Source organism: Thermomicrobiales bacterium (assembly GCA_037045155.1).
Lineage (GTDB): Bacteria > Chloroflexota > Chloroflexia > Thermomicrobiales > CFX8 > JAMLIA01.
Genome location: JBAOIG010000005.1, coordinates 1,191,349 through 1,214,297 on the forward strand (window position 1 = coordinate 1,191,349; position 22,949 = coordinate 1,214,297).

Here is a 22,949-nt window from a genome sequence, read left to right on the forward strand (position 1 = left end):
GCTTCCGGTGCGTCGATCCACGAGAACTCATCGGGACCGTACATACACTATAGCGACCCTGTGCCAGCTTGTCAATACCCTGTTTCGACCGGGGTGCGCGTCATGGTTTGGCGGCGATGGGTGAGGATCGTCGCCAGGGATGGTCGATGGTGGGCTTGCCGTTGACGATGGTTTTGGGTCGGCTGGGTCGTTCGACGATGTCGACGGCAGGGTGCGGAACTGCGCACGCGGCCGGTGTCGGCGCCTGGCCCGAGGCACGACGGGCCTGACGACGGTGACTGGCACGGACGCGGGCGGCACGCCGCCAGGCCTGCCAGAGGGTCGGCCATCCCTCCTCCCAGCGCTGATTACACTCGAGTGTCCGCAACGCCAGCATTGGATTGACGTTGGCGCGCGCCCAGTGCATCCCACTCCCCTTCAGCCGGGCCTCGACCAGCAGCTTGTTGGCGCTCTCCACACACCCACTGCCGATCGGATACCCCGCCGCGACAAAGGTGTCGTAGCGTATCTGCTCGATCCGCGCGGCCAGATAGTCGTGGTTCTGCTGGATCAGCGTCCGCGCCTCCGACCCGCAGTGCGGCGCTTCACCGAGCGTCGCGAGCCGATCGAGCACCTGCTGTTCGTCGCCATGGCGTAACGCCTGGGCCTGCTGGCCGAGCCACTCGCTGGCAGACGACGTGCCCGCCCCGTAGACGGCGTGCGCCACCTGCCCCAGGTGCTCCAGCGCATGGGCGAAGTCAAGCACCCGGACCGCATCGAATCGCTGCGTGTCAATGAACCCCTGGCACCAGGCCGCCCCATCGACGACGGCGACCACCGTCCGGGCCGAAGCTGTCCCCCGGCGCTGTGTCTCGATCGTCGCCAGACGGGTGAACGTCTCCGCATCCGCCAGCCGTGAGAAATAGGATAGCTCCTGCGTCCGGACCCCGGTCGCCCTGGCCTCGACCGTGCCAATGGCCAGCGTCTTGACCTCGGCCCAGGTTCCGCCGACCAGCGGCGCCATCGCCCCATCAACGCTGAGCAGTTGCACCGCCGGACCCGCTGGCGCGGCGGGAAGCTCCCGTTCCAGCCGCGCCACCTCCGCACGCTCCACTTGCTCCTGCATCGCGCCGGCCACCTCCGTCAGCCGTCGCACGGTGGCGGCGCTGACCGTGACCCCGGTGAAGTGCTGCAGGATCTCCGGCGCCTGCGCGAAGGGCAGCAACGTGCCCAGCCGCACAATGCTCTCAACGAGCCACGGCGTGAAGGCCACCCCACTCAGGAGCCCTAGCGTCTCATCCAGGGGGGAAAAGCCCGGCCCCACAGGCCGGACAGCGCTGATACGACCGCTCCACGGTCAGCGGCTCGTCCCCCTGCGTCACCAGGCGCCGCACATGCTGGCCATGCGCCACGAGCGGCCGGCCACAATCGGGACATACGCCCGCAGGGTTCGGCATGGCCGTGACGGCCTCTCGCAGGATCTGCGCACGACCCGCCCGCAGACGCCGATCCAGTTCGATTTCCAGCTCCGTCAGGGTCGCGGCGGGATGCGCGCTTAGCCAGGCGCGGAACTCCGCCTCGATTGTGCCCAGTCCTTGGTCGCTCGCTCGCTCGTCTGGCATTGGTGGCTCCTCAGGTGCTCGGCTCCGATGATCGCTCCCCCAGCATACCGCTCACCACCATCACGCCAAACCATGACGCGCACCCTTTCGACCGAATCCGCCGGTCATTCTGAGCGCTCCGCCCAGCGTGATGTGTCATGCAATGTGGCGCGACAGCCACCCCGGCCGTTTGTCATGCTGAGCCTCAGCGAAGCATCTCCTCATGCTGGACACAGTCGAACGCAAGAGAGATCCTTCGCGTGAGCGCTCAGGATGACCGCGTACAGGGAAGCTGCCATCCTGACACTTTATCCTGGTCGGAGCACTCAGAATGACAAGGAGGCGGCGGCTGGCTGCCGCTCTGGCCACGCTCGCGTATTGTCATCCCGAGCGCGCACGCGAGGGATCTCCCCGGCGTTGGTGGCAGGCGGAGCGGGAGATGCTTTGCTACGCAGGCGACATCACCCAGACGGTATCCATGCAGCGAATGACAAAGGCACACAGAAACCACCGGTCCGCCAGGTTCGACGGGGCAACGCTGCCTAGCGCAGCAGCAGGATCAGGATGACGATCAGCGCGATGGCCAGCACGATGGCTGCGATCGTCAGAACCACCCGCCGCCGCGATGTCGGCCGCTTCCCGACGATCTCGCCTGTCCGACCGTTGACCAGCACGCGGTAGTCGGCGTTGTCGTAGCGGTAGTTGAATAGCCAGACCGGCAGATAGCAGACGGCGGCCTGCCGGTTCGACAGGCGCGTGTCGACGCGGGTGAGCCGCTCGACCTCGCCGGCGCAGGCGTCGTGCTCCATCTGCTGGATCTTCGGGTCGCCGGCCGCCCATGCGCCGGCAACATCGACCCCCGGCTCCTCCACCGAGTAGCCAGCAATCGCGTCGGCGGAATACGTCAGCATGCCTTCCTCGGGGAACGGCATCAGCTGGTCTCCCTCGACCTGGGTCAGTCCGGTCGAGCCGGTAACCCAGGCGCGATGGTTGCCCTCGTGCGTCCCGCTCCGTGGATGCCAGGTCTTGTACTCTTCCGTCTCCATCCGCGTCCCGCTGTTGCCGCCGCTGTCGGTGAACTGGCGCGACACCTCCCGCGTATGTGTCTCAGAGACCTCGCCCTCCCACTCCGAGCTGGCATCCGCGTCGAGCCGCCAGAATGGGACATAGGCGCCCTGCCCGCGGTCGAGTGTCGAGCGAGATTGCAGGTCGCTCGGCGCGAAGAAGGACTTGCCGAGCCACGTGCGGACGCTATCGATCGAGGCGTCCTTGTCGATGGAGAACGGCAGGACGAGCTTCCCCACGTCCTCCGGCACGGTCGCGCCGGCCGCAGTCGCGCGAACGGCAGCCTCGGTGCCGCAGAACGGGCAACGCAACGTCTGGGTGCGTGGGTCGAATGATGTCGTAGCCCCGCAATTCGCACAGGTGAAGGTCTGCAGTGTCGTTGAGCTATCAGTCGACATGACGAATCCTGCCTGAATTGGGCGCCCCGCCCTCTGGCTATCGCGTCAATATCGGAGTGTACGGCGGGTTTGCTGGCGTCGCAATTGCTTCTGTTCGGTTGACCGCAACGTCGTTGGTGGACACAATCCACACTGGTGCGTGATCGTCACCGTTGACCGCAAAGGGGTTTCCTATGAGCGCTCCACACGCCGACCTGACCTCCCAACCCGTCGCCTGGCGTCCCGACGCCGGCCGCCTTGCCCGCAGTCGGGCGCTGGCGTTCGCCCGCGCCAACGGGCTGACCACCTGGGAGGAGATCGCCGACCGCGCCGCCGCCGATCCGTCCTGGTTCTGGGGCGCAGTGGCAGATGAGCTCGGCCTCGTCTGGTCGCGCCAATACGACACAGTGCTCGACCTGTCGGCCGGCCCGGCCTGGCCTCGCTGGTTCGTCGGCGGTCGGATGAACTACGTCGTCAGCGCCGTCGACCGGCATCTCGCGGAACGGGCCGGCGAGGTGGCGCTCGTCTGGGAGGGCGATGATGGCGCAACCCGCTCGCTGACCTATGGCGAGCTGGCCGGCGAGGTCAACCGCCTCTCCAACACGCTGCGCGCGCTGGGGATCGGCAAGGGCGACCGCGTCGGCATCTTCATGCCGATGCTCGTCGAGACGGCCGTCGCGACGCTGGCCTGCAGTCGAATTGGCGCGATCTTCGTGCCGATGTTCTCCGGCTACGGCCCGGATGCCGTCGCGACGCGGATCAACGACGCCAGCGCTCGGCTGCTGATCACCGCCGACGGCTTCTACCGGCGCGGTGCGGTCGTCTCGATGAAGGCGACTGCCGACGCGGCCCTGGAGCAGACAACCACCGTCGAGCGCGTCCTGGTCGTCCGCCGCACTGGCGCGGACGTGCCCTGGACCGCCGGCCGTGATGTCTGGTGGCACGACATCGTCCCGACACAGCCCGACGCCTGCGAGCCGGAAGACACTGCCGCCGACGACCCCTACATGCTGATCTACACGTCCGGCACGACCGGCAAGCCGAAGGGCGCTGTCCACGTCCATGCCGGCTTCCCGGTCAAGGCCGCCCAGGACCTGGCGTTCTGCTTCGATGTCCACCGGGGCGACCGGCTGTTCTGGCTGACCGACCTCGGCTGGATGATGGGTCCCTGGGCAATCGCTGGCGGGCTGATCGCTGGCGCGGCAATCGTGCTCTTCGAGGGCACGCCCGACTATCCCGAGCCGGATCGCCTCTGGGAGGTCGTCGAACGCCACGAGGCAACGATCCTCGGCATCTCGCCGACCGTCGTCCGCGCGCTGATGGGTCGTGGCGACGACTGGGTCGAGCGCCACGCGATGCCGTCGCTGACGACGCTGGGCTCGACCGGCGAGCCGTGGAACCCCGGGCCGTGGCTCTGGACGTTCGAGAAGGTCGGCAAGGGCCGTTGCCCGATCGTGAACTACTCCGGCGGCACCGAGATCAGCGGCGGTATTGTCGCGTCGACGACGATCCACCCGCAGAAGCCCTGCTCGTTCAACGGCCCCGTGCCGGGTGTGCCGGCCGATGTCGTCGACGACGAAGGCCGCTCGCTGCGTGGCGAGGTCGGCGAGCTGGCCATCCGGGGACCCTGGGTCGGGATGACCAGCGGCTTCTGGCACGATCGCCAGCGCTACGAGGAGACGTACTGGACGCGGATACCCGGCATCTGGATCCACGGCGACTGGGCGATTATCGACGATGACGGCTTCTGGTACATCCTCGGTCGCTCGGACGACACGCTCAAGGTGGCCGGCAAGCGGATCGGGCCGGCCGAGATCGAGTCTGCCGCCGTCGCTCACCCGCTCGTCCAGGAGGCGGCGGCGATCGGCGTGCCGCACGAGATCAAGGGCGAGGCGATCGTCGTGTTCGTCATTCTGAAGCCCGGCGCTGTCGAGTCCGACGCGCTGCGCCAGGAGATCCGCGAGACGGTTGCCCGCCACGTCGGCAAGCCGCTGCAGCCGGAACGCGTGCTCTTCGTCGATGACCTGCCGAAGACGCGCAACGCCAAGATCATGCGGCGGGTCATTCGCGGCCGCTATCTCGGGCGCGAGGACCTCGGCGACCTCTCCTCGCTGGAGAATGCTGCCGCCGTCGAAGGGATTGCCACTGCCCGTTGAGCTTCGGGGGTTGCGCGAGGCGTCAGTCGCGGGGAAGATTGAGGCACGACGACACAGGGAAGGGCGCGCGCCGGCATCGGGCCGGAGCGCGAACGCTGCGAAAGGCGATAGACGGATGGACCAGACGACGCAGTTCGATCCACGGCACAAGAGTCGGGTGATGAACGACGGTCGAGACCGGGCGGCCGCGCGAGCGATGCTCCACGCGATCGGCTTCTCGGACGATGACCTGCGCAAGCCAATCATCGGCGTCGCGCACTCCTGGATCGGGACGATGCCCTGCAACTACGGCCTGCGCCGGCTGGCCCAGCAGGTGATGGCCGGCATCCGCACGGCCGGCGGCACGCCGATGGAGGTCAACACGATCGCCATCTCCGACGGCGTCACGATGGGCACCGAGGGCATGAAGGCGTCCCTCGTCTCGCGCGAGGTGATCGCCGATTCGATCGAGCTGGTCGCGCGCGGCCACATGTTCGACGCGATCGTCATCCTGGCGGCCTGCGATAAGACGCTGCCGGCCTCGGCGATGGCGCTCATCCGCCTCGATATCCCCGGCTTCGTCCTCTACGGCGGCTCGATCTACCCGGGCCGCTTCCACAACCGCGACGTCACGATCGTCGATGTCTTCGAGGGCGTCGGCGCAAACGCGGCCGGCCGGATGACCGATGAGGATCTCAGCATCCTCGAGCACGCCGCCTGCCCCGGCTCCGGCGCCTGTGGCGGGCAGTTCACCGCCAACACGATGGCCGGCGCGCTGGAGACGCTCGGCCTCTCGCCGGTCGGCATGGCCAGCGTCCCGCAGGACGACCCAAAGAAGGAGAAGATCGGCTTCCGCGCCGGCGAGGTCATCATGGACCAGTTGCGCCAGGGCCTGTTGCCGAGCCAGATCCTGACCCGGCCGGCCTTCGAGAACATGATCGCCTCGGCCTGCGCGACCGGTGGCTCGACCAACATCGTCCTCCACTCGCTGGCGATGGCTCGCGAGGCCGGCATCGACCTGACGATCGACGACTTCAACGCCATCTCCGAGCGCACCCCGGTCATCGCCGACCTGATGCCAGGCGGCCAGTACACCGCAGTAGATGTCTACAACGCCGGCGGGATCGAGCTGATCACCAAGCGGCTGATCGAGGGCGGCGTCGTCGATGGCTCGCAACTGACGCCGACCGGCCAGACGCTCACCGAGGCAACGGCCCACGCCGAGCCGACCGAGGGACAGAAGGTTGTCTACACCGTCGAGGCGCCGTTGAAGCCGACCGGCGGGCTGGTGATCCTCAAGGGCAACCTCGCGCCAGAGGGCAGTGTCATCAAGATCGCTGCCGCTGATCGTGGCTACCAGCGCGGGCCGGCTCGCGTCTTCGAGCGCGAGGAGGACGCGATGCACGCCGTCACCGAGGGACAGATCAACGCTGGCGACATCATCGTCATCCGCTACGAGGGACCCAGGGGCGGCCCCGGCATGCGCGAGATGCTCGGCGTCACCGGCGCGCTGGTCGGCGCTGGCCTGGGGCACACTGTCGGGCTGCTGACCGATGGCCGCTTCTCCGGCGGAACGCGCGGCTTCTGCATCGGCCACGTCGCCCCGGAGGCTGCGCTCGGCGGACCGATTGCCGCCCTGCGTGAGGGCGATATGATCACCATCGACATTCCCAGCACGACTCTCTCGGTCGAGCTCACCGACGCCGAGATCGCCGAGCGCATGCGCGACTGGACCGCGCCGAAGCCGCACTATGAGAGCGGCGTCTTCGCCAAGTACGCGTCACTCGTCTCCAGCGCCGCCGAGGGCGCGATCACCCGGCCGATCTGGTAGCGCCAGGGCTGGAGCAGGATCCCCGGGGCCGGTCGTCGCGTGGCGGCCGGCCCGCTTTCAGCGACGAACGGAGGGCCCCACGGCGACCGAGACGACGTTGGATGACGAGCCGCGCGAGCGCGAGGTTGCAGACGCGGAAGCAGACACCTACAACGCCCGCGGCGTCGGCGTGGCGTCATTCGCTCACTTCTCACACGACATGTATTCGTCCTTCATCGGGCCGCTCATCCCGGCAATTCGCGATCAGCTCGGCATCCCGCTCTTCCTCGTCAGCCTGATGATCCCGGCCCAGCAGATGCCCAGCGTCTTTCAGCCGCTGATCGGCTACGTCGCGGACCGTACCAGCCGTCGCTGGTTCGTCGTCGTTGCGCCCGGACTGGCGGCCATCTCGCTGTCGTCGCTGGGTCTGGCGCCGAACATCACCGTCGTGCTCCTCCTGCTGCTCATCTCGGGCCTCGCGTCGGCGATGTTCCACGCGCCGGCCGTCTCGCTTGTCGGCGAGTACGGTGGCCGGCGGATGGGCCGGGCGATGTCGATCTTCATGTCCGGTGGCGAGCTGGCGCGGACGATCGGCCCGCTGATCATCACCGGGGCGATTGCGCTGTTCACGTTGCGGGGCTCGTTCGTCGTGGCGATCTTCGGGATCATCGCGTCGGTGCTGCTCTACTTCACGCTCGACACCACCGGCGCGGAGGCATCGCACCGCGATCGGACCCAGCCGGGCTTTGGCGCGATCTTTCGCTCGCGCCGCCGGGCGGTCTCGTCGATCCTGGCCTTCTCGATGCTGATCGGTATTGTCACGACGCCGTTCAACTTCTTCCTCGTCGAGTTCCTTGTCCAGCGCGGCCACGGCGAGTGGTATGGCGGCTTCGCGCTCTCGACGCTCTTCGCCGCGGGGATCGTCGGCGCGCTCTTCTTCGGTGGTCTCTCCGACCGGATCGGACGACGCGCAGTGCTGTTTGTGCTTGTCGCTGCCACGCCGGTGTTTATGTCACTCTATCTCTGGCTGGAGAACGGCAGCTGGATGGTGCTCGGAGTGCTTGCGCTGGCCGGCGCGGCCATGATGGCCCCACGGACGATCATCCTGGCGCTGGCGGCTGAGGTCGTCCCCGAGGCGCGTGGCCCGATGGCCGGGATGCTGTTGGCGCTGGGCTTCGTCTCGCAGAGCGTCGCCGCGCTCAGCTTCGGCGCGCTCTCCGACGCGATCGGGATCGACACCGCCTACTGGTTCGTCCCGTTCGCCGCGCTGTTCTGCCTGCCCGTAGTCGCGCTGATGCCGCGGAACTAGTCACGCCATGGATCCGCGATCGCTCGTCGAGCTAGTCAGTCTATCGACGCCATAGCGCCTGATCGATAACTGTCCGGTCCTTTGTCATCCTCTGCCCAGAGGGCGCCCGCGCAGCCGAAGGATCCGTTCACGCTGGTTGCGATCGGGCGTTGGGCGGATGCTTCGCGAGCGCGCTCAGTGCTCCGACCAGCGTGATGTGTCCTGTACTGTGGTGCGACAGCCACCCCGGCCGTTTGTCATGCTGAGCCTCAGCGAAGCATCTCCTCATGCTGGATGCATTCAGACGCAGGAGAGATCCTTCGGCTGCGGCCTCAGGATGACAAGGTGCGGGGAGGCTGCCAACCTGACACATCATGCTAGTCGGAGCACTCAGCATGACAGAGGGCAGGGTCGGACTGCCGATCCAGCGACCTGCCGTTGGGCGTGTGTGAGAACCGAGGGGCTGGTTGTGGTCCGTAGGGACAGGCCCGGGCCTGTCCGGGCTCCGCAGAGCGCCACCCCGTGCCGATTGCCCGCCACGTCTATCGCTCAGCCCAGCGGAGGCCGTGCGTGCCAGGGGAAGCGATCTTCCCAGGCGGCGGCGGCGCGCAACACCGTCGCGTCGTCGTGCCAGCGGCCGACGAACTGCAGCGCAACCGGCAACCCGTCGCGGGCGAACCCACAAGGGATCGTCGCGGCCGGCTGGCCGGTGACGTTGAACGGATAGGTGAAGCCAGTCCAGCCCAGATAGGTCGTCGGCGCGCCGTCGATCGTGCCGGGCTGATCGTCGCCGGCCGCAAACGCGGTGACCGGCAGTTGTGGCGTCACCAGCAGGTCGTAGCGATCCATCAGCTTTCGCATCGCGTCGTACCAGATATTGCGCTGGACGCCGGCCGCATAGATATCTACGCCTGAGAGCGAGCGGCCATACTCGATGATCGGGATGCGCCCGGGATCGATCAGGTCCCGGACCCGGTCGAAATCATCCTTGTGGACGCCGGCCTGGGCAACCGACCAGAGTGTGTCGACGATCGGCCATGGGTCGGGCAAATCGAGCTCGATCTCCTCGACATGGCAGCCGAGCTCGCCGAGCTTCGCAGGCTGCCGCTGTCGTCAGCTCGCGCACCTCGGGGTCGATCGGCGCGAAGCCCAGGTCCGACGACCATGCCACGCGGAGTCCGGCGATGCCGCCCTCGCAGCCAGCGAGATAGTCCTCGGCGAGCGGCCAGGTGGCGCGATCGCGCGCGTCGGCGCCGGCGGTGATGTTCATCAGCAGCGCTGCGTCGCGGACAGTGCGCGTGATCGGCCCCACGTGAGCGAGGCTTTCCACGGAGCTCGGCGGGTAGTACGCCAGCCGGCCGAACGATGGCTTCAGCCCGAAGACGCCGCAGAAGCCGGCCGGCATCCGGATCGACCCCGCGCCGTCAGTGCCGGAGGCCAGTGGGCCCAGACCGGCTGCGACCGCCGCCGCCGCGCCGCCACTCGATCCGCCGGCCGTCCGGCCATGCTTCCACGGGTTGTGTGTCGGCCCGAAGACCCGATTGCCCGAGTCCCCCTTCCAGCCCAGCTCTGGCGTGTTGGTCTTGCCCAGCATCACCGCGCCGGCCGCGTAGACATGCTCGACGAACGGCGCGTCCTCCTCCGGAACCCAGTTGGCGTAGAGCAACGACCCGCGCGTCGTGCGGATGCCCTTCGTCGGAGTGATGTCCTTGATCGAGACTGGGACGCCGATCAGCGAGCCGGTGGGGTTGCCGCTCATCCAGGTGGCTTCCGCTGCTCGAGCGTCATCCATTGCCCGCTCGGCGGTGACGGTGACGTAGGCGTTCAGCGTCGGGTTCACTCGATCGATGCGCTCCAGGATTGCTCTTGTCACCTCGACCGGTGACAGCGTTCTCGCCCGGTACGCCGTCAGCAGCTCCGTCGCCGACAGGTAGCAGAGATCAGTCGAATCCACCGCGCGCCTCCCATCATGTCGCCGTTCGTCGAATATCGTAGCACTGCATCTTGCGCTACAAGGGGATGATCTGTCCTTCGTCCGCAACGGCAAACCCACGCTCGCGCACCTCGATAGCCTCGGCGCTGTCGGGGTCGACCGCCGGGTTTGTGTGATTGAGATGGGTGAAGATGATCTGTGATTGGCCATCGCGCGCGACCGACGCCAGCCGGTCGAGCGAGTCGCGGACCGGCGGATGCGGGACACCCGGCCGGCTGAACGGCTCCCAGAAGGTGCCATCCAGCAGCGCCACATCGACGGATGCGACGACCTCGCAGATATCGTGCTCCCAGACGTCCCATGCGTCGATATCGGGAAGATACAGGACGCTCTGGTTCGGCCCGTCGATCCGATAGGCAACGGTGTCGGCCCCCCACTCGGAGCGATGCGGCACCGGCATTGGCGTGACCTGCACGCCTGGCACGACCTCGAATGTCGTGTTCAGCGCCAGCGGGGCGAGCGTGATGAACCCGTCCACAACCATCTGCCGCCACGGCTCGTTCGTCGCCAGAAGCGCGATCGTCTGCGGCGGACCGAGGACGCGGACGGCCTTGGCGGACAGCACCGACCGGTCGAGCTGCCAGAGTCCGACATAGTGGCCGGTGTGTGTGTGCGTCAGCAACACGGTCGCTGGCGGCGCGTAGCGCTTTTCAGGAAGAAAGTCAGACGCTGTCGACTGCAGCAGATGCACCTGTTCGGCAAACGCGTGCGTCGCGTCGATCAGCGCCGTCGCGTCTCCGGCGCGGATGCCGACGGCTGGCGGGAGACGACGAAACCCCGGATCGCGCCGCGCTCGCTCGCAGTTCACGCAGCGGCAGCCAGCGTGTGGCATCCCGCCATCCTGAGCTGTTCCGAGTACTATGAGCTCTGGCATCCGTTCGTTCTCCTTATGTCAAGAACCGGGCGTGGCCGAGAGCAGCCGCGCCGCAAGGTGATCGAGCGCCAGTCCGGCCGGTGCGTCGACACGAAGGTCGGCGGAGTCGTCCAGCCCGGTCTCGCCCTTGTTCAGAATTGCCAGATACGACCCAGCCTTCTTCGCGACCGCTGGCACTCGGGCGGCCGGGTTGACCAGGAGCGTTGATCCAACGACGAGCATCACACCCGCCTGCTCGGCGACGGCGAATGCGACGCGCAACGCATCCGGCGGCACGGGTTCGCCAAATGAGATCGTGCCGGACTTCAGGATGCCGCCGCAATTCGGACACGGCGGCGGCTCCTGGCTAGCGCTGTAGGCCTCCAGAATCTCGCGGGCGAGGTAGACAATGCCGCACTGCGAGCAACGGATCTGCCGGCTGCTACCGTGGAGCTCGATCACGCGTGCTGGATCGGAGCCGGCCGCCTGCTGAAGCCCGTCGATGTTCTGGGTCACGATGGCGAGCATCACGAACGCTCGCTCGATCCGGGCGAGCGCACGATGGCCTGCGTTCGGCTGCCGGGCCTCGACCTCATCGAGGCGCGCCGGCAGACGACGCCACCACTCACGGCGAGCCTCCGGGTTGGACATGAACTCGTCGTAGGTGAACGGCTTCTGGCTGCCGGATGTCCACAGACCATTCGGGCCGCGGTAGTCGGGAATGCCGGACTCGGTCGAGATGCCCGCGCCCGTGAAGGCAACCAGCGGCGCATGAAAGCGGACGATCTCCGCGAGCTCGTCGATCTGCGCCGTCTGAAATGCGGTGAGTGAGTCCGTCGTCATCAGAATACCTGTCTACGGTCCGAAGCCGGTCATGATCTGAGCCTTGGCCGGCCGTCAATCGGTTGCCAGTGAGTCCGGCTCCACCGGTCTGGCCGCGCTTGCTGCCTGACTGATCGTCTCCGGCATCCGGCCGCCAAAGGCCACTACGTAAACGGCCACCGACAGCGTGCAGAAGACCGCCAGCGAGATATAGGCGGGAGTGTAGCTGCCGGTCCTGGCGATGATCTGTCCGGAGAAGAACGCGGCGAAAGCGTACCCGAAGTTCCACGAGGCCGAGCGCAATCCGAACGCATGCGCCCGTGCCTGCGGGGGCACCAGCCCGCCAGCGTGCGCAGACTCCAACGGCCAGGCGACTGACCCGGAGATCTTCCGGCCGGCATACGCCAGTGACACGAACCACGGAACTGGCAGGATGATCAGCGCCAGATGGATCGGAATGAAGAACAACCGTGTCCAGACCTGCGCTGAGATATAGCCAATGCGTTGAGCCAGCGCCGGCCCCGTCAGCGACAGAACCGTCGCCGCCAACCCCGAGATGGCGAAGATGATGCCGATCGTGCCGGCCGACGCGCCCATCTCCGTCAGCAGCACATTGTAGAACGGCTCGATCGCGCCAACACCAAGCGCGAGGAACAGGCCCAACAAGATCAGCGCGCCAACATCGCGTCGTGCCTGCCGCCGAACTCGATGCGACAGTAGCTGCGCGTGGGAGACACGGAAGTCCTCATGGTGACGCTCGGTGCGGGCCGGCCCCATGAACAGGTTGGGCAGGATACTGACTCCGCTGATCAGCGCGCCGATGACAAGCGTCCAGCGATAGGCCTCGGCGGAGCTTGCCGCGACGCCGATCATCGCGCCGATAGCGGATGGCAGGAGTCCGCCGACCAGGCTTCCCAACATGATCGATCCAGAGCTGACCGCCGACGAGAACGCAGCCATCATCGCCGTGTGTCCACGGGGAGTCCACTCGATGACGAACGGCATCTGCCCCGCCATGATGAAGGCGCTGCCGATCCCGTTGAGGAATGCCAGTGTCAGCAGCGCCGGCCCAGACGACACGAACGCCAGCGCGACCAGCGAGACGGCGAACTCGACCGTCCCAATCGTCAGGCAGGCCCAGTTGCCGAATCGATTGATGAGGTAGCCCAGCAGCAGACAGGTCGTGCCCATCGAAAGCGTGACAACGCCATTGACCGCGCCAATGAATCCCTCGTTGTACCCTAGCTGGACGATGTACAGATTGAAGATCAGCATAAAGACGCCGATGCCGACATACGACAGCAGCGCATAGCCGAGAAACAGATGGATGTCGCGCCCGCAATCGAGGACTTTCTGCCAGTAGGCGCGCATGTTCTCCTGCTGCTATTCGAGCGTGTCGATACCTGCCCTCAAGGATACGTCCTGGGATGCGCGCGGCGCTCGAATCCCGAACGCCGCGCGTAGAGTCGATCGGACTAGTCCAGCATCGTGCGGACAGCCTCGATGATGTGACGGGCCGAGATGCCGGCCCAGTCCATCAGCTCGTCCGGCGTGCCAGAGCCGGGCATTTCCGAGGGCGCCAGATGCGTCATTCGGAAGTTGTCGCCGAAGCCATTCGTCGAGCCTGGACGAGTGGCGAGGCACTCGAGGATGGCCGACGCGAGCCCGCCCTGTGGCCAGTGATCCTCGACCACCACCAGCCGGCCGTGGGTCGCCACCAGCGCCTCGCGCACCGTCTCGTAGTCGACCGGCTTGACCGAATACAGGTCGATCACCCGGATATGGATCCCCTGCTCCGCCAGCTGATCGGCGGCCTTCAGCGCCTCGTGAAGCGTGATGCCGGCCGCGACGATGGTGACCTCGTCGCTATCCGACTGACGCGCGACCTTGCTCCCGCCGATCTTGAATACATCGCCGGCCTCGTAGATCACCGGTGTCGCAGCGCGGGTCGTCCTCATATAGGCAATGCCGTCGTGATCGGCCATCTCGTGGACGAGTGCGACAGTCTGGTTGGCGTCCGAGGGATAGAGCACCACGCTGCCGTGGACGGCGCGCATCATCGCGATGTCCTCCAGCGCCATCTGCGACGGCCCATCCTCACCGATCGAGACTCCAGCATGCGAGCCACACAGCTTGATGTTGGCCTGGGAGATGGCTGCCATGCGGATGAAGTCGTAGGCGCGGCTCATGAACGCGCCGAATGTGGACGCGAACGGGACGTAGCCACGGACGCCGATGCCCACTGCCGCGGCAACCATCTGTTGCTCGGCGATGAACATCTCGAAGAAGCGGTCCGGATACGCCTCCTTGAAGATCTCGGCCATCGTTGAATTCGAAACCTCGGCGTCGAGCACGACGACATCGGGTCGGAGTGCGCCGACTGCCTTCAACCCGTCTCCATACGCCTTGCGGGTCGCGACCGCGCTGCCGAGCTCATAGGTTGTTGGCGCTGGGTGGTCTGCTGCCGCAGTGACGTACGCCGTCGCAGCAGGCGCCTCCGGGATCTCGAACGTGAGATTGGTCGCCCCGCCGAGCTCTGCGATCGTCGCGTCGAGCTTGTCCTTCGGCACGGGCTTGCCGTGCCAGCCGTTCTGGTTCTCCATCCAGGAGATGCCCTTGCCCTTGACAGTGCGAGCGACGATCAGAACCGGCTGCTCGTACTGGTCCTGATGCTGGATCGCGAGCTGATAGCCGCGTTCGATGTCGTCGAAGTCGTGGCCGTCTACCTCGATCGGGTGCCAACCGAACGCGCGCGCCCGGGCGGCGTATTCGTCGCCATCCCAGCCGTATTCGGTCTGACCGCGCTGACCCAGGCGGTTCATATCGAGAATCGCGACCAGATTGCCCAACTTGTAGTAGTTCGCCTTGTCCATCGACTCGGCGATCGAACCCTCGGCGAACTCGGAGTCACCACAGAGCACCCAGACGCGGTACGGCAGCTTGTCAAGGTACTTGCCCGCGATCGCGACCCCAACAGCGATCGGCAACCCCTGTCCCAGCGATCCTGTCGCGACGTCAACCCACGGCAGGGCCGGCGTTGGGTGGCCCTGAAACGGGCTCCCCATTCGGCGGTAGGTCATCATCTGCTCGTCGGAGATGGCGCCGGCCGCCTTGTACATCGCGTAGAGTAGCGACGACGCATGGCCCTTGGAGAAGATCAGGTGGTCGCTGCCGGGATTCTCGGGGCGATCGAAGTCATAGTGCCAGAAGCGCGTGATCAACACTGCCATCAGATCGGCCGCCGAAAGCGCCGAGCTGGGATGACCCGACCCGGCTGCCGTGCTGTTGCGGACGCTGTCGACGCGGAGTTGCTGTGCGAGCGCGGTCAGGTTCGTGGATACTGCCGTCATAGTTCGATTCCTCTTCTCCGTGCAACGTGGCGCGCCCGATACGAGCGGGCGGTCCACGCTATTATCCTGGCCAACCCGAATTCAATCATGCAGGCTGTGGCGGGGGGCCAATCCGCGCCACGACCATCACTCGTCAATCGACCTTCTCGCCAGAATCCGGCCACCAGAATCTATATCAGAAGTGTTCGCCGGAGCCCGCCGGCGGATGATGTGACACAGGAGGACGGACAATGCGCTACGAGTTTCGAAACCGGCGGGACGCAGGACGCGAGCTGGCACAGCGACTCGCGGGCTGGGGAGGCCGGGATGACGTCATTATCCTGGCGCTGCCGCGCGGAGGAGTGCCGGTCGCGGATGAGATCGCCCGCGAGCTCGACGCTCCGCTCGATGTGCTGCTCGTCCGCAAGCTCGGCGTTCCCGGACACGAGGAGCTGGCGATGGGCGCGATCGCCTCAGGTGGCGTCCGGATGGTCAACGACGAGGTCATTGGCTCACTGCGCCTCCCGCTGAGCGTTATCGACGAGGTCGCCGCGCGCGAGCAACGAGAGCTCGAACGTCGCGAGCGCGCATTTCGCGACGACCTGCCACCACCTGCTGTCTCCGGGAGAGTCGTCATCCTCGTCGATGACGGGCTGGCGACCGGCGCGACGATGCGTGTGGCGATTGAGGCGCTCCGGCTGCAAAGTCCCGGACGCATCGTTGTCGCAGTGCCGGTGGGCTCTCCAGACACCGTCCGCTCGGTGGCGCTCCTGGTCGACGAGGTGGTCTGCCTGCTCACGCCGGAGTCGTTCTTCGCGGTTGGACAGTGGTATGGCGACTTCTCCCAGGTGACGGACGCAGATGTTCGGGCGATTCTCGCCGAATCGCGCCGCGTTGCGATCGAGCAGCCCGAGGACGAGACACCCGCCACATGACGCCAGAGCCGAAGATCAGGGCGCGACAGACGAAGCGACGAGCGCATCCAGCTCGGCGATGTAGTCAGCTGGCAATCCGGTTGCGCGCGCGCCAGCCAGGATCGGTCGGACGTAGGCGGCGGAGGGCTGAAACGCGCCGATGGGCGATGGAATCACATAGGTGATCGCCTCGACCGCCTCGCCGCTCGCCGTCGTGACAGTAACCGCGATCTGCTGATACATCCCCTGTCCAACGCCGGAGATATCGTCGAGCTGGGCGAGGGCAGTGTCATCCATCTCGTAGATCAGACCATGAACGATGTGCCCGGTCTCGGGCAGCAGGTGACATCCCCCGCCACTGCCACCGAGACCGTGTGCGGCGAAGCCGACACGCCACCCGCTGACTGTGCCAATCTCCGTCGCCCGCGCGTTCGGGCAGAAGCGCTGCATCTCGTCGCGTTCCAGCAATGTGCAATACGCGAAGTATCGAGGCATGAATATCCCCTTCCCGGCAAACCCGTCGATATCAGTCAGCAGTCATCCTACCGCGGTCGCGGTTATCATCCGATCGATGCTACGGCACTGACACGATAGGGAGTGTGATTGTGACTGACGAGGGCCGGATTCCGATGCCGGAGGATGTGCTCGGTTATCAGATCGGCGCGCCGCGTCGCTTGCCGGATTGGGGTGAGATCGTCGGGTATTTCGACGCGCTCGCTGCTGCGTCGGATCGCGTGGCAATCGAGCGGCTCGGTGTCTCGACGGATGGGAGACCGTACATTGCAGTGTTTGTCTCGTCGCCGGAGAACCTGGCGCGGCGCGATGAGCTCCGATCGATCCTGGCGCGGTTGTATGACCCACGCGGTCTCGATCCCGCCGACGAGCGCGAGCTGACCGAACGTGGCAAGGTCACAGCGTTCCTGCTGTGCACGCAACACTCCAACGAGATCGGCGCGGCGGTGATGACGCTCGAGCTCGCGGGCGACCTGGCGCGGGCAACGGATCCCGACAGTGTCGAGATCCTCGACAACGTCGTCACGGTCATGATTCCGTCGCATAACCCCGATGGACACCAGATGATCGTCGAGTGGTACCGGCAGTGGCTGGATACTGAGTATGAGGGCCAGCCAATGCCCTGGCTCTACCATCCCTACGTCGGCCACGACAACAACCGCGACTGGTTCATGTTGACGCAGGTCGAGTCGCGTCTGTACGCCGATCTGCACAACCGCGAGCGGCCGCAGCTCGTCTTCGACATGCACCAGATGATGCGCGACGGCGCGCGATTCATGGTCCCACCATTCATCGACCCGCTCGATCCGAACCAGGATCCCGTGATCCAGCAGGGGTTCGCTGACCTCGGCACTGCTATCGCCAGTCGATTGACGGCGGCCGGCAAGGCGGGAGTTGCAACCAACATCATCTTCGACAACTACAGCCCGTCTCTCGCGTACGGCAATTACCACGGCAGCGTCGATATCCTCTCGGAGGCCGCGAGCTGCCGGCTCGCGACGACAGTGGACGTTCCCGAGGACAAGCTGAAGGCGGAGCGTGGGTTCGACCCGAAGGTTCGTAGCTGGAATCAGCCGCTGCCGTGGAAGGGCGGCGCGTGGTCCCTCCGCGATATCGTCGAATATGACAAGCTGGCGGCACTCGCGTTTCTCGAGCACGCCGCCCGCAACCGCCGGCAGTGGCTGCGAAATTACGTGGGGATCACGCGGCGGGCCGTCGAACGCACCGATGGGCCATACGCCTTCCTGGTTCCCCCGCGACAGGACGATCCCGGCTCGGCGTTCGAGCTGCTGGATATCCTGCGCCTCGGCGACGTTGCGCTGGAAGAGGCGACTCGCGAGTTTGTGGCCGATGGGGTGACCTGGCCGGCCGAAACCGTCGTCGTGCGCCTGGCGCAGCCGTCCGGAAGCTTCGCGAAGACACTCCTGGAGGTTCAGTCGTACCCCGATCTTCGTCGCTGGCCAGATGGACCGCCGCTTGCACCCTACGATATCGCTGGTCATACCCTCCCGCTGCAGATGGGCGTTCGATCGGTTCAGATCGAGAAGGCGTTTGAAGCGGAGCTGCGGCCAGCTCAGATCGCTCCGCCGGTCGGCGTCGTCCGTGGCGAAGGTCGCTTCGGCTGGGCGATCCCGGCATCACGAAATGGCTCCGTGCGCGCGCTGTACCAGCTGCTTGCTGGTGGCGCTGCCGTCGACCGGCTGACCAGACGGGCCGGTTCCTACGCGCCCGGCACGTATGTGGTTCGGGATGTCGAACGCGCGGTAGTGGAGAACGTCGCCCGTTCCTCGGGCGTGGACGTGATCGGCATCGATGAACCGGTTCATCTGTCGATCGTCAGTCAGTCGCTACCACGTGTGGGGGTTTATCAGTCGTGGAAACCGTCGATCGACGAGGGTTGGCTCCGCTGGATCTTCGATGACTACGGCATTCCCTACGAAACGCTGCACAACGCAGATATCCGACAGGCCGGGTTGGCGGATCGCTTCGACGTCGTGCTCCTGCCACAGCAGCCAGTGAAGGACATGGTGGAAGGCAATCTCGAAAAGAACGAATACCAGGAGCCGTACCCGCCTGAATACGTCGGCGGCCTCGGCCGGCTCGGCGGGGATGCGCTCGCCGCGTTCGCGGAAGCAGGCGGGACGATTGTCGCGCTGGATTCGGCCTGCGGGTTCGTTCTCCGTCATCTTCACCCGCCTGTTCGTGATGTCGTCGAGGGAGTGAACGAGGAAGAGTTCTACTGCCCCGGTTCGCTGCTGCGCGTCATCGTCGACTCTGATCACCCACTCGGCTGGGGCATGAACCGCCAGGAGGTGGCCCTCTTCATGAAGAGCCCGGTCTTCGAGGGCAAGGATGACGACCAGGTTCAGATCGTCGCGCGCTACCCGGAGTATGAGCCGAATCTGAGCGGCTGGATTCTCGGGGAAAACAAGTTGGCCGGCAAAGGGGCGCTCGTCGAGGTTGCGCTCGGCGCCGGCCGGGCCGTGCTGATCGGATTTCGGCCGCAGTTCCGCGCTCAGGCGCGCGGTGGCTACCGGTTTCTGTTCAACGCACTCGCCCGCGGCTCGCAAGGGCCGCAGCGCGAACTCTCGCTCGGCTAGTCTGCGGCGCTGGCGGTCAGCCTCGGTGGACCGCCAGCGCTTCCTCTTCGAGGAACGGGCCAGTCACTTCGACAGGGTGAGATGCGCGCGACATGACCTCGGCGCACGACAACCGCAGCGCGGCTGCGTTCGGATCGCCTCGTTCGGCGCGAAGCCGCTCGGCGCTGACGCCGAAGACAACGCGGCGGATGTTGGCCATGAAGATTGCTGCCGAGCACATCGGGCATGGCTCGGTGCTGGCGTACAACGTGCAATGAGAAAGTGTCGTAGTGTCGAGCGCCCGTGTGGCCTGGCGGACTGCATGCGTCTCGGCATGGCCAGTGATGTCGCCGTCGTCAGCCACAGTGTTCTCGCCCTCGAAGAGGATGTTGCCGTGAGCGTCGACGAGGACGGCGCCAAAGGGACTGTTGCCAGTCGAGCGGGCGTGTCGGGCGACATCGAATGCGCGCCGGATCATCTGCTGGTCAAGGTCATTCATATCGCCTCCAGATTTGCCACGATTCAGGTGTGCCAACGGGAAGACGCCGACATTCCCGAGCACCGTAGTACCATAGACTCAGGGTTGTGGCCCGTCCAGTCTGGCGTCGAGTGCCCGGACGCAGCAGGTGGGAGGGGTGTGCAAGACGACACCGGTTCGGTGTTCCGAGCTCAGCCAACGAGGAGAGGGAATCCATGAGCGAACATCGTGATCCATTCGGCGCCAGGGCGACGTTGGAGTATTCCGGCGGATCGATCCAGTACTATCGGCTCGCCGCGCTGAGTAAGTTCGGTGATATCGACCGCCTCCCGCTGACGGTCAAGATTCTTCTGGAGAACGTGCTGCGGAATTGCGGGACAGAGAGCTTCGGAGAGGCGAACGTCGAAGCCCTCGCCAGCTGGAAGCCCGGCGAGCGTCGCGAAGGTGAGCTGCCGTTTCTCCCCGCTCGCGTGCTCTTGCAGGATTACACCGGCGTGCCGGCCATCGTCGATCTCGCGGCGATGCGCTCCGCGATGGCGCGGTTGGGCGGCGACCCGTCGAAGGTCAATCCACTCCTGCCGGCCGACCTCGTTATCGACCACTCGGTCACGGTCGACGCCTTCGGCTCCACCCTCGCCTTCGAGCGCAACGTCGAGTACGAGTACCGGCGCAACAAAGAGCGATACACGGTCCTGCGTTGGGCACAGCAGTCGTTCAACGGACTGCGAATCGTGCCGCCAGGCACCGGCATCTGCCACCAGGTGAACCTGGAGTATCTTTCGCAAGTTGTTCAGGCCCGCGAGATCGACGGGGAGATGATCGCCTTCCCCGACACGTGTGTCGGCACAGACTCCCACACGCCGATGGTGAATGGCCTCGGCGTGCTGGCCTGGGGAGTTGGCGGCATCGAGGCCGAAGGGGCGATGCTCGGCCAGCCGATCTTCATGCTGCCCCCGCGTGTCGTCGGAGTGCGGCTTGTCGGCGAGCTGCCGGAGGGTGGCACAGCAACCGACCTGGTCCTGACGATCACCCAGATGCTGCGGAAGCACGGCGTCGTTGGCCGCTTCGTCGAGTACTTTGGCCCGGGGCTGAACAAGCTGCCAGTCGCTGACCGAGCGACCATCGGCAACATGTCACCGGAATACGGCGCGACCTGCGGCCTCTTCCATGTCGACAACGAGACGCTGCGTTATATGCGGATGACGGGCCGGCCGGAAGAGGTCGTTGACCTGGTCGAAAAGTACTGCAAAGCGCAGGGCATGTTCCACACTGACGACTCGCCCGAGCCGCTCTTCGATGAGGTGCTCGAGCTCGATCTGTCGACAGTCGAGCCAAGCATGGCCGGCCCACGACGCCCTCAGGATCGGGTGTCACTCTCTGGCCTGAGCGACGCGCTGCGCGAGACGTTCGGCGACCAGATGGCGCCGCGCCGCTCGAACCCTTCGAGCAGCACGACGGACGACATCGCGGCCACCGCCGCCGTCGCCGATACATTCCCGGCCAGCGATCCAATGCCTGCCCAGGGGCAGAAGCTTGGTGGTGACGAAGAGGCCATGGCGCTCGGCGCCCCATCGACGCACTCGGCGATTCCGGGTGTGAAGCGCCCGGCGCCCGACGTCATTTCGAGCCCGTCAGAGACCATTCAGATCCCGCATGGCGTGGCGAGCGGCGGGGAGGTAACGCATGGCTCGGTCGTGATTGCGGCGATTACCAGCTGCACCAACACATCCAACCCGTCGGTGATGTTGGCCGCCGGCCTGCTGGCAAAGAAGGCAGTCGAGCGGGGCCTGACGGTCAGTGACTCAGTGAAGACCAGCCTCGCTCCCGGTTCGCGAGCGGTGACGGATTACTACAACAACGCCGGCCTGACGCCGTATCTTGAGAAGCTCGGCTTCTACACCGTTGGATACGGCTGCACCACTTGCATCGGCAACAGCGGCCCCCTCGTCCCGGCGGTCGCCGAAGTGGTCGACGCAAACGACCTCGTCGTCGCCTCGGTGCTCAGCGGCAACCGCAACTTCGAGGGCCGCATCCATCCGCAGGTGCGCGCCAGCTTCCTCGCCTCACCACCGCTCGTTGTCGCCTACGCGCTGGCCGGCACGGTCGACATTGATCTCACGACGCAGCCTGTTGGCATCGGCGCTGACGGCACTCCGGTCTATCTGCGTGATATCTGGCCGACGCAGGCGGAGATACGCGAAGCAGTTTCTTCGGCGGTAACGGCCGATGTGTTCGCCAGCAACTACGCGCATGTCTTCGACGGCGACGAGGCCTGGCGCGCGCTCGAGATCCCATCGGGCGAACTCTATGAGTGGGATGAGGAATCGACCTATATCCAGGAGCCGCCGTACTTCGATGGGCTCGAGATGGAGCCGGCCCCGCCTCAGGACGTTGTCGGGGCTCGCGTGCTGCTCAAGCTTGGCGATTCGATCACGACAGACCATATCTCACCAGCCGGCTCGATCAGCCCGAAGAGCCCGGCCGGTGAATATCTCATCCTCAACGATGTCGGCCTGTTCGACTTCAACTCGTATGGCGCTCGCCGCGGCAATCACCAGGTCATGATGCGCGGCACGTTCGCCAATGTCCGACTCCGGAACGAGCTTGTTCCGGGGAAGGAAGGCTGGTGGACGCGCTACTTGCCGACGGGTGAGGAGATGTCGATCTACGATGCCGCGCACCATTACCAGCAGGATGGCACCCCGCTGATCGTCGTTGCCGGCAAGGAATACGGCTCGGGCTCGTCACGCGACTGGGCGGCCAAGGGGCCACAGCTGTTGGGCATCCGGGCCGTCATCGCCGAATCGTATGAGCGAATCCACCGCAGTAATCTCGTGATGATGGGCATGCTGCCGCTGCAGTTCAAGGACGGCGTGACCCGTGATTCGCTGGGGCTTGATGGCACCGAGGTGTTCGATATCCCTGGGATTGCCGGCGGGTTGCGGCCAGGTCAGACGTTGGCTGTGACAGCTCGGCGAGATGGCGGCGCTGACGTTCAGTTCGATGCGATCGTGCGAATCGACACCGAGATCGAGTGGGAGTACTACCGGCACGGCGGCATCCTGCCGATGGTCCTCCGCCGACTCGCCACCGAGTAGGTTCGGCCGCGAAGCGACATCGGGGCCCGGGAGAAACGATCCTCCCGGGCCCCGACGTGGCTTGCCGGGTCGACATCCCTCCCGGCGGTCTTCCCCGCCTTACTTCGCGGAGGGG

General features: G+C 65.9%; 17 protein-coding genes. 7 read left to right on the plus strand and 10 right to left on the minus strand.

Annotation, left to right across the window (positions count from 1 at the left end):
* Nucleotides 1–100: 100 nt before the first annotated feature.
* A complete protein-coding gene (locus V9F06_15485; protein ID MEI2619012.1) occupies nucleotides 101–1,303 on the minus strand; it encodes an ISKra4 family transposase in 1,203 nt (400 codons plus the stop codon).
* A gap of 70 nt (nucleotides 1,304–1,373) precedes the next feature.
* Here V9F06_15485 and V9F06_15490 point away from each other — a divergent pair, with 70 nt between their 5' ends.
* Nucleotides 1,374–1,538: a hypothetical protein gene (locus V9F06_15490; protein ID MEI2619013.1), complete on the plus strand. Its 165-nt coding sequence runs from the start codon at nucleotides 1,374–1,376 to the stop codon at nucleotides 1,536–1,538.
* A gap of 584 nt (nucleotides 1,539–2,122) precedes the next feature.
* Here the strand turns inward: V9F06_15490 and V9F06_15495 are convergent.
* Nucleotides 2,123–3,043 carry a hypothetical protein gene (locus V9F06_15495; protein ID MEI2619014.1) on the minus strand — a complete coding sequence of 307 codons (921 nt, stop codon included), beginning with the start codon at nucleotides 3,041–3,043 and terminating at the stop codon, nucleotides 2,123–2,125.
* 173 nt (nucleotides 3,044–3,216) lie between these two features.
* Between V9F06_15495 and V9F06_15500 the strand changes: the two genes are divergently transcribed.
* The 3 genes from V9F06_15500 (at nucleotide 3,217) to V9F06_15510 (ending at nucleotide 8,276) form a co-directional block, all read left to right on the plus strand.
* Nucleotides 3,217–5,178 carry an acetate--CoA ligase gene (locus V9F06_15500; protein ID MEI2619015.1) on the plus strand — a complete coding sequence of 654 codons (1,962 nt, stop codon included), beginning with the start codon at nucleotides 3,217–3,219 and terminating at the stop codon, nucleotides 5,176–5,178.
* A gap of 115 nt (nucleotides 5,179–5,293) precedes the next feature.
* Entirely contained in the window at nucleotides 5,294–6,988 is a 1,695-nt protein-coding gene (gene ilvD, locus V9F06_15505; protein MEI2619016.1) for a dihydroxy-acid dehydratase, read from the plus strand.
* 97 nt (nucleotides 6,989–7,085) lie between these two features.
* Nucleotides 7,086–8,276: an MFS transporter gene (locus V9F06_15510; GenBank protein ID MEI2619017.1), complete on the plus strand. Its 1,191-nt coding sequence runs from the start codon at nucleotides 7,086–7,088 to the stop codon at nucleotides 8,274–8,276.
* A gap of 528 nt (nucleotides 8,277–8,804) precedes the next feature.
* Here the strand turns inward: V9F06_15510 and V9F06_15515 are convergent.
* The 6 genes from V9F06_15515 to V9F06_15540 form a co-directional block, all read right to left on the minus strand.
* Nucleotides 8,805–9,305: an amidase family protein gene (locus V9F06_15515; protein ID MEI2619018.1), complete on the minus strand. Its 501-nt coding sequence runs from the start codon at nucleotides 9,303–9,305 to the stop codon at nucleotides 8,805–8,807.
* A complete protein-coding gene (locus V9F06_15520; GenBank protein ID MEI2619019.1) occupies nucleotides 9,238–10,209 on the minus strand; it encodes an amidase family protein in 972 nt (323 codons plus the stop codon). Before V9F06_15520 ends, V9F06_15515 begins: the two co-directional genes overlap by 68 nt.
* 55 nt (nucleotides 10,210–10,264) lie before the next feature.
* The gene (locus V9F06_15525; protein ID MEI2619020.1) at nucleotides 10,265–11,122 is read right to left on the minus strand and encodes an MBL fold metallo-hydrolase; all 858 of its coding nucleotides are present in this window, start codon (nucleotides 11,120–11,122) and stop codon (nucleotides 10,265–10,267) included.
* Between the two features lie 18 nt (nucleotides 11,123–11,140).
* Nucleotides 11,141–11,944: a Sir2 family NAD-dependent protein deacetylase gene (locus V9F06_15530; protein ID MEI2619021.1), complete on the minus strand. Its 804-nt coding sequence runs from the start codon at nucleotides 11,942–11,944 to the stop codon at nucleotides 11,141–11,143.
* 54 nt (nucleotides 11,945–11,998) lie between these two features.
* Nucleotides 11,999–13,294 (minus strand): MFS transporter, encoded by a 1,296-nt coding sequence (locus V9F06_15535; GenBank protein MEI2619022.1) that lies wholly within the window; start codon nucleotides 13,292–13,294, stop codon nucleotides 11,999–12,001.
* A 104-nt stretch (nucleotides 13,295–13,398) separates the two neighbouring features.
* Nucleotides 13,399–15,330, minus strand: a complete 1,932-nt coding sequence (locus tag V9F06_15540) for a transketolase (GenBank protein MEI2619023.1) — start codon at nucleotides 15,328–15,330, stop codon at nucleotides 13,399–13,401.
* Nucleotides 15,331–15,503: 173 nt separating this feature from the next.
* Between V9F06_15540 and V9F06_15545 the strand changes: the two genes are divergently transcribed.
* Nucleotides 15,504–16,187: a phosphoribosyltransferase gene (locus tag V9F06_15545; protein MEI2619024.1), complete on the plus strand. Its 684-nt coding sequence runs from the start codon at nucleotides 15,504–15,506 to the stop codon at nucleotides 16,185–16,187.
* 15 nt (nucleotides 16,188–16,202) lie between these two features.
* Here V9F06_15545 and V9F06_15550 read toward each other — a convergent pair whose 3' ends face one another.
* On the minus strand, nucleotides 16,203–16,661 hold the full coding sequence (locus V9F06_15550) for a gamma-glutamylcyclotransferase (GenBank protein ID MEI2619025.1): 459 nt from the start codon (nucleotides 16,659–16,661) through the stop codon (nucleotides 16,203–16,205).
* Between the two features lie 110 nt (nucleotides 16,662–16,771).
* On the opposite strand from V9F06_15550, the gene V9F06_15555 reads away from it, so the two are divergent.
* Nucleotides 16,772–19,279: a M14 family zinc carboxypeptidase gene (locus tag V9F06_15555; protein ID MEI2619026.1), complete on the plus strand. Its 2,508-nt coding sequence runs from the start codon at nucleotides 16,772–16,774 to the stop codon at nucleotides 19,277–19,279.
* A gap of 16 nt (nucleotides 19,280–19,295) precedes the next feature.
* Here the strand turns inward: V9F06_15555 and V9F06_15560 are convergent, their stop codons facing one another.
* Complete coding sequence (locus tag V9F06_15560; protein ID MEI2619027.1) at nucleotides 19,296–19,757, minus strand: nucleoside deaminase; 462 nt, start codon at nucleotides 19,755–19,757, stop codon at nucleotides 19,296–19,298.
* A 194-nt stretch (nucleotides 19,758–19,951) separates the two neighbouring features.
* Between V9F06_15560 and V9F06_15565 the strand changes: the two genes are divergently transcribed.
* A complete protein-coding gene (locus V9F06_15565; protein ID MEI2619028.1) occupies nucleotides 19,952–22,834 on the plus strand; it encodes an aconitate hydratase in 2,883 nt (960 codons plus the stop codon).
* Nucleotides 22,835–22,949: the final 115 nt, after the last annotated feature.

Coding starts and splice junctions, on each gene's coding strand:
- V9F06_15500 (MEI2619015.1), top strand. CDS start 3,217: ATGAGCGCTCCACACGCCGACCTGACCTCCCAACCCGTCGCCTGGCGT.
- V9F06_15490 (MEI2619013.1), top strand. CDS start 1,374: ATGCTGGCCATGCGCCACGAGCGGCCGGCCACAATCGGGACATACGCC.
- V9F06_15560 (MEI2619027.1), bottom strand. CDS start 19,757: ATGAATGACCTTGACCAGCAGATGATCCGGCGCGCATTCGATGTCGCC.
- ilvD (MEI2619016.1), top strand. CDS start 5,294: ATGGACCAGACGACGCAGTTCGATCCACGGCACAAGAGTCGGGTGATG.
- V9F06_15530 (MEI2619021.1), bottom strand. CDS start 11,944: ATGACGACGGACTCACTCACCGCATTTCAGACGGCGCAGATCGACGAG.
- V9F06_15550 (MEI2619025.1), bottom strand. CDS start 16,661: ATGCCTCGATACTTCGCGTATTGCACATTGCTGGAACGCGACGAGATG.
- V9F06_15525 (MEI2619020.1), bottom strand. CDS start 11,122: ATGCCAGAGCTCATAGTACTCGGAACAGCTCAGGATGGCGGGATGCCA.
- V9F06_15565 (MEI2619028.1), top strand. CDS start 19,952: ATGAGCGAACATCGTGATCCATTCGGCGCCAGGGCGACGTTGGAGTAT.
- V9F06_15535 (MEI2619022.1), bottom strand. CDS start 13,294: ATGCGCGCCTACTGGCAGAAAGTCCTCGATTGCGGGCGCGACATCCAT.
- V9F06_15545 (MEI2619024.1), top strand. CDS start 15,504: ATGCGCTACGAGTTTCGAAACCGGCGGGACGCAGGACGCGAGCTGGCA.
- V9F06_15495 (MEI2619014.1), bottom strand. CDS start 3,043: ATGTCGACTGATAGCTCAACGACACTGCAGACCTTCACCTGTGCGAAT.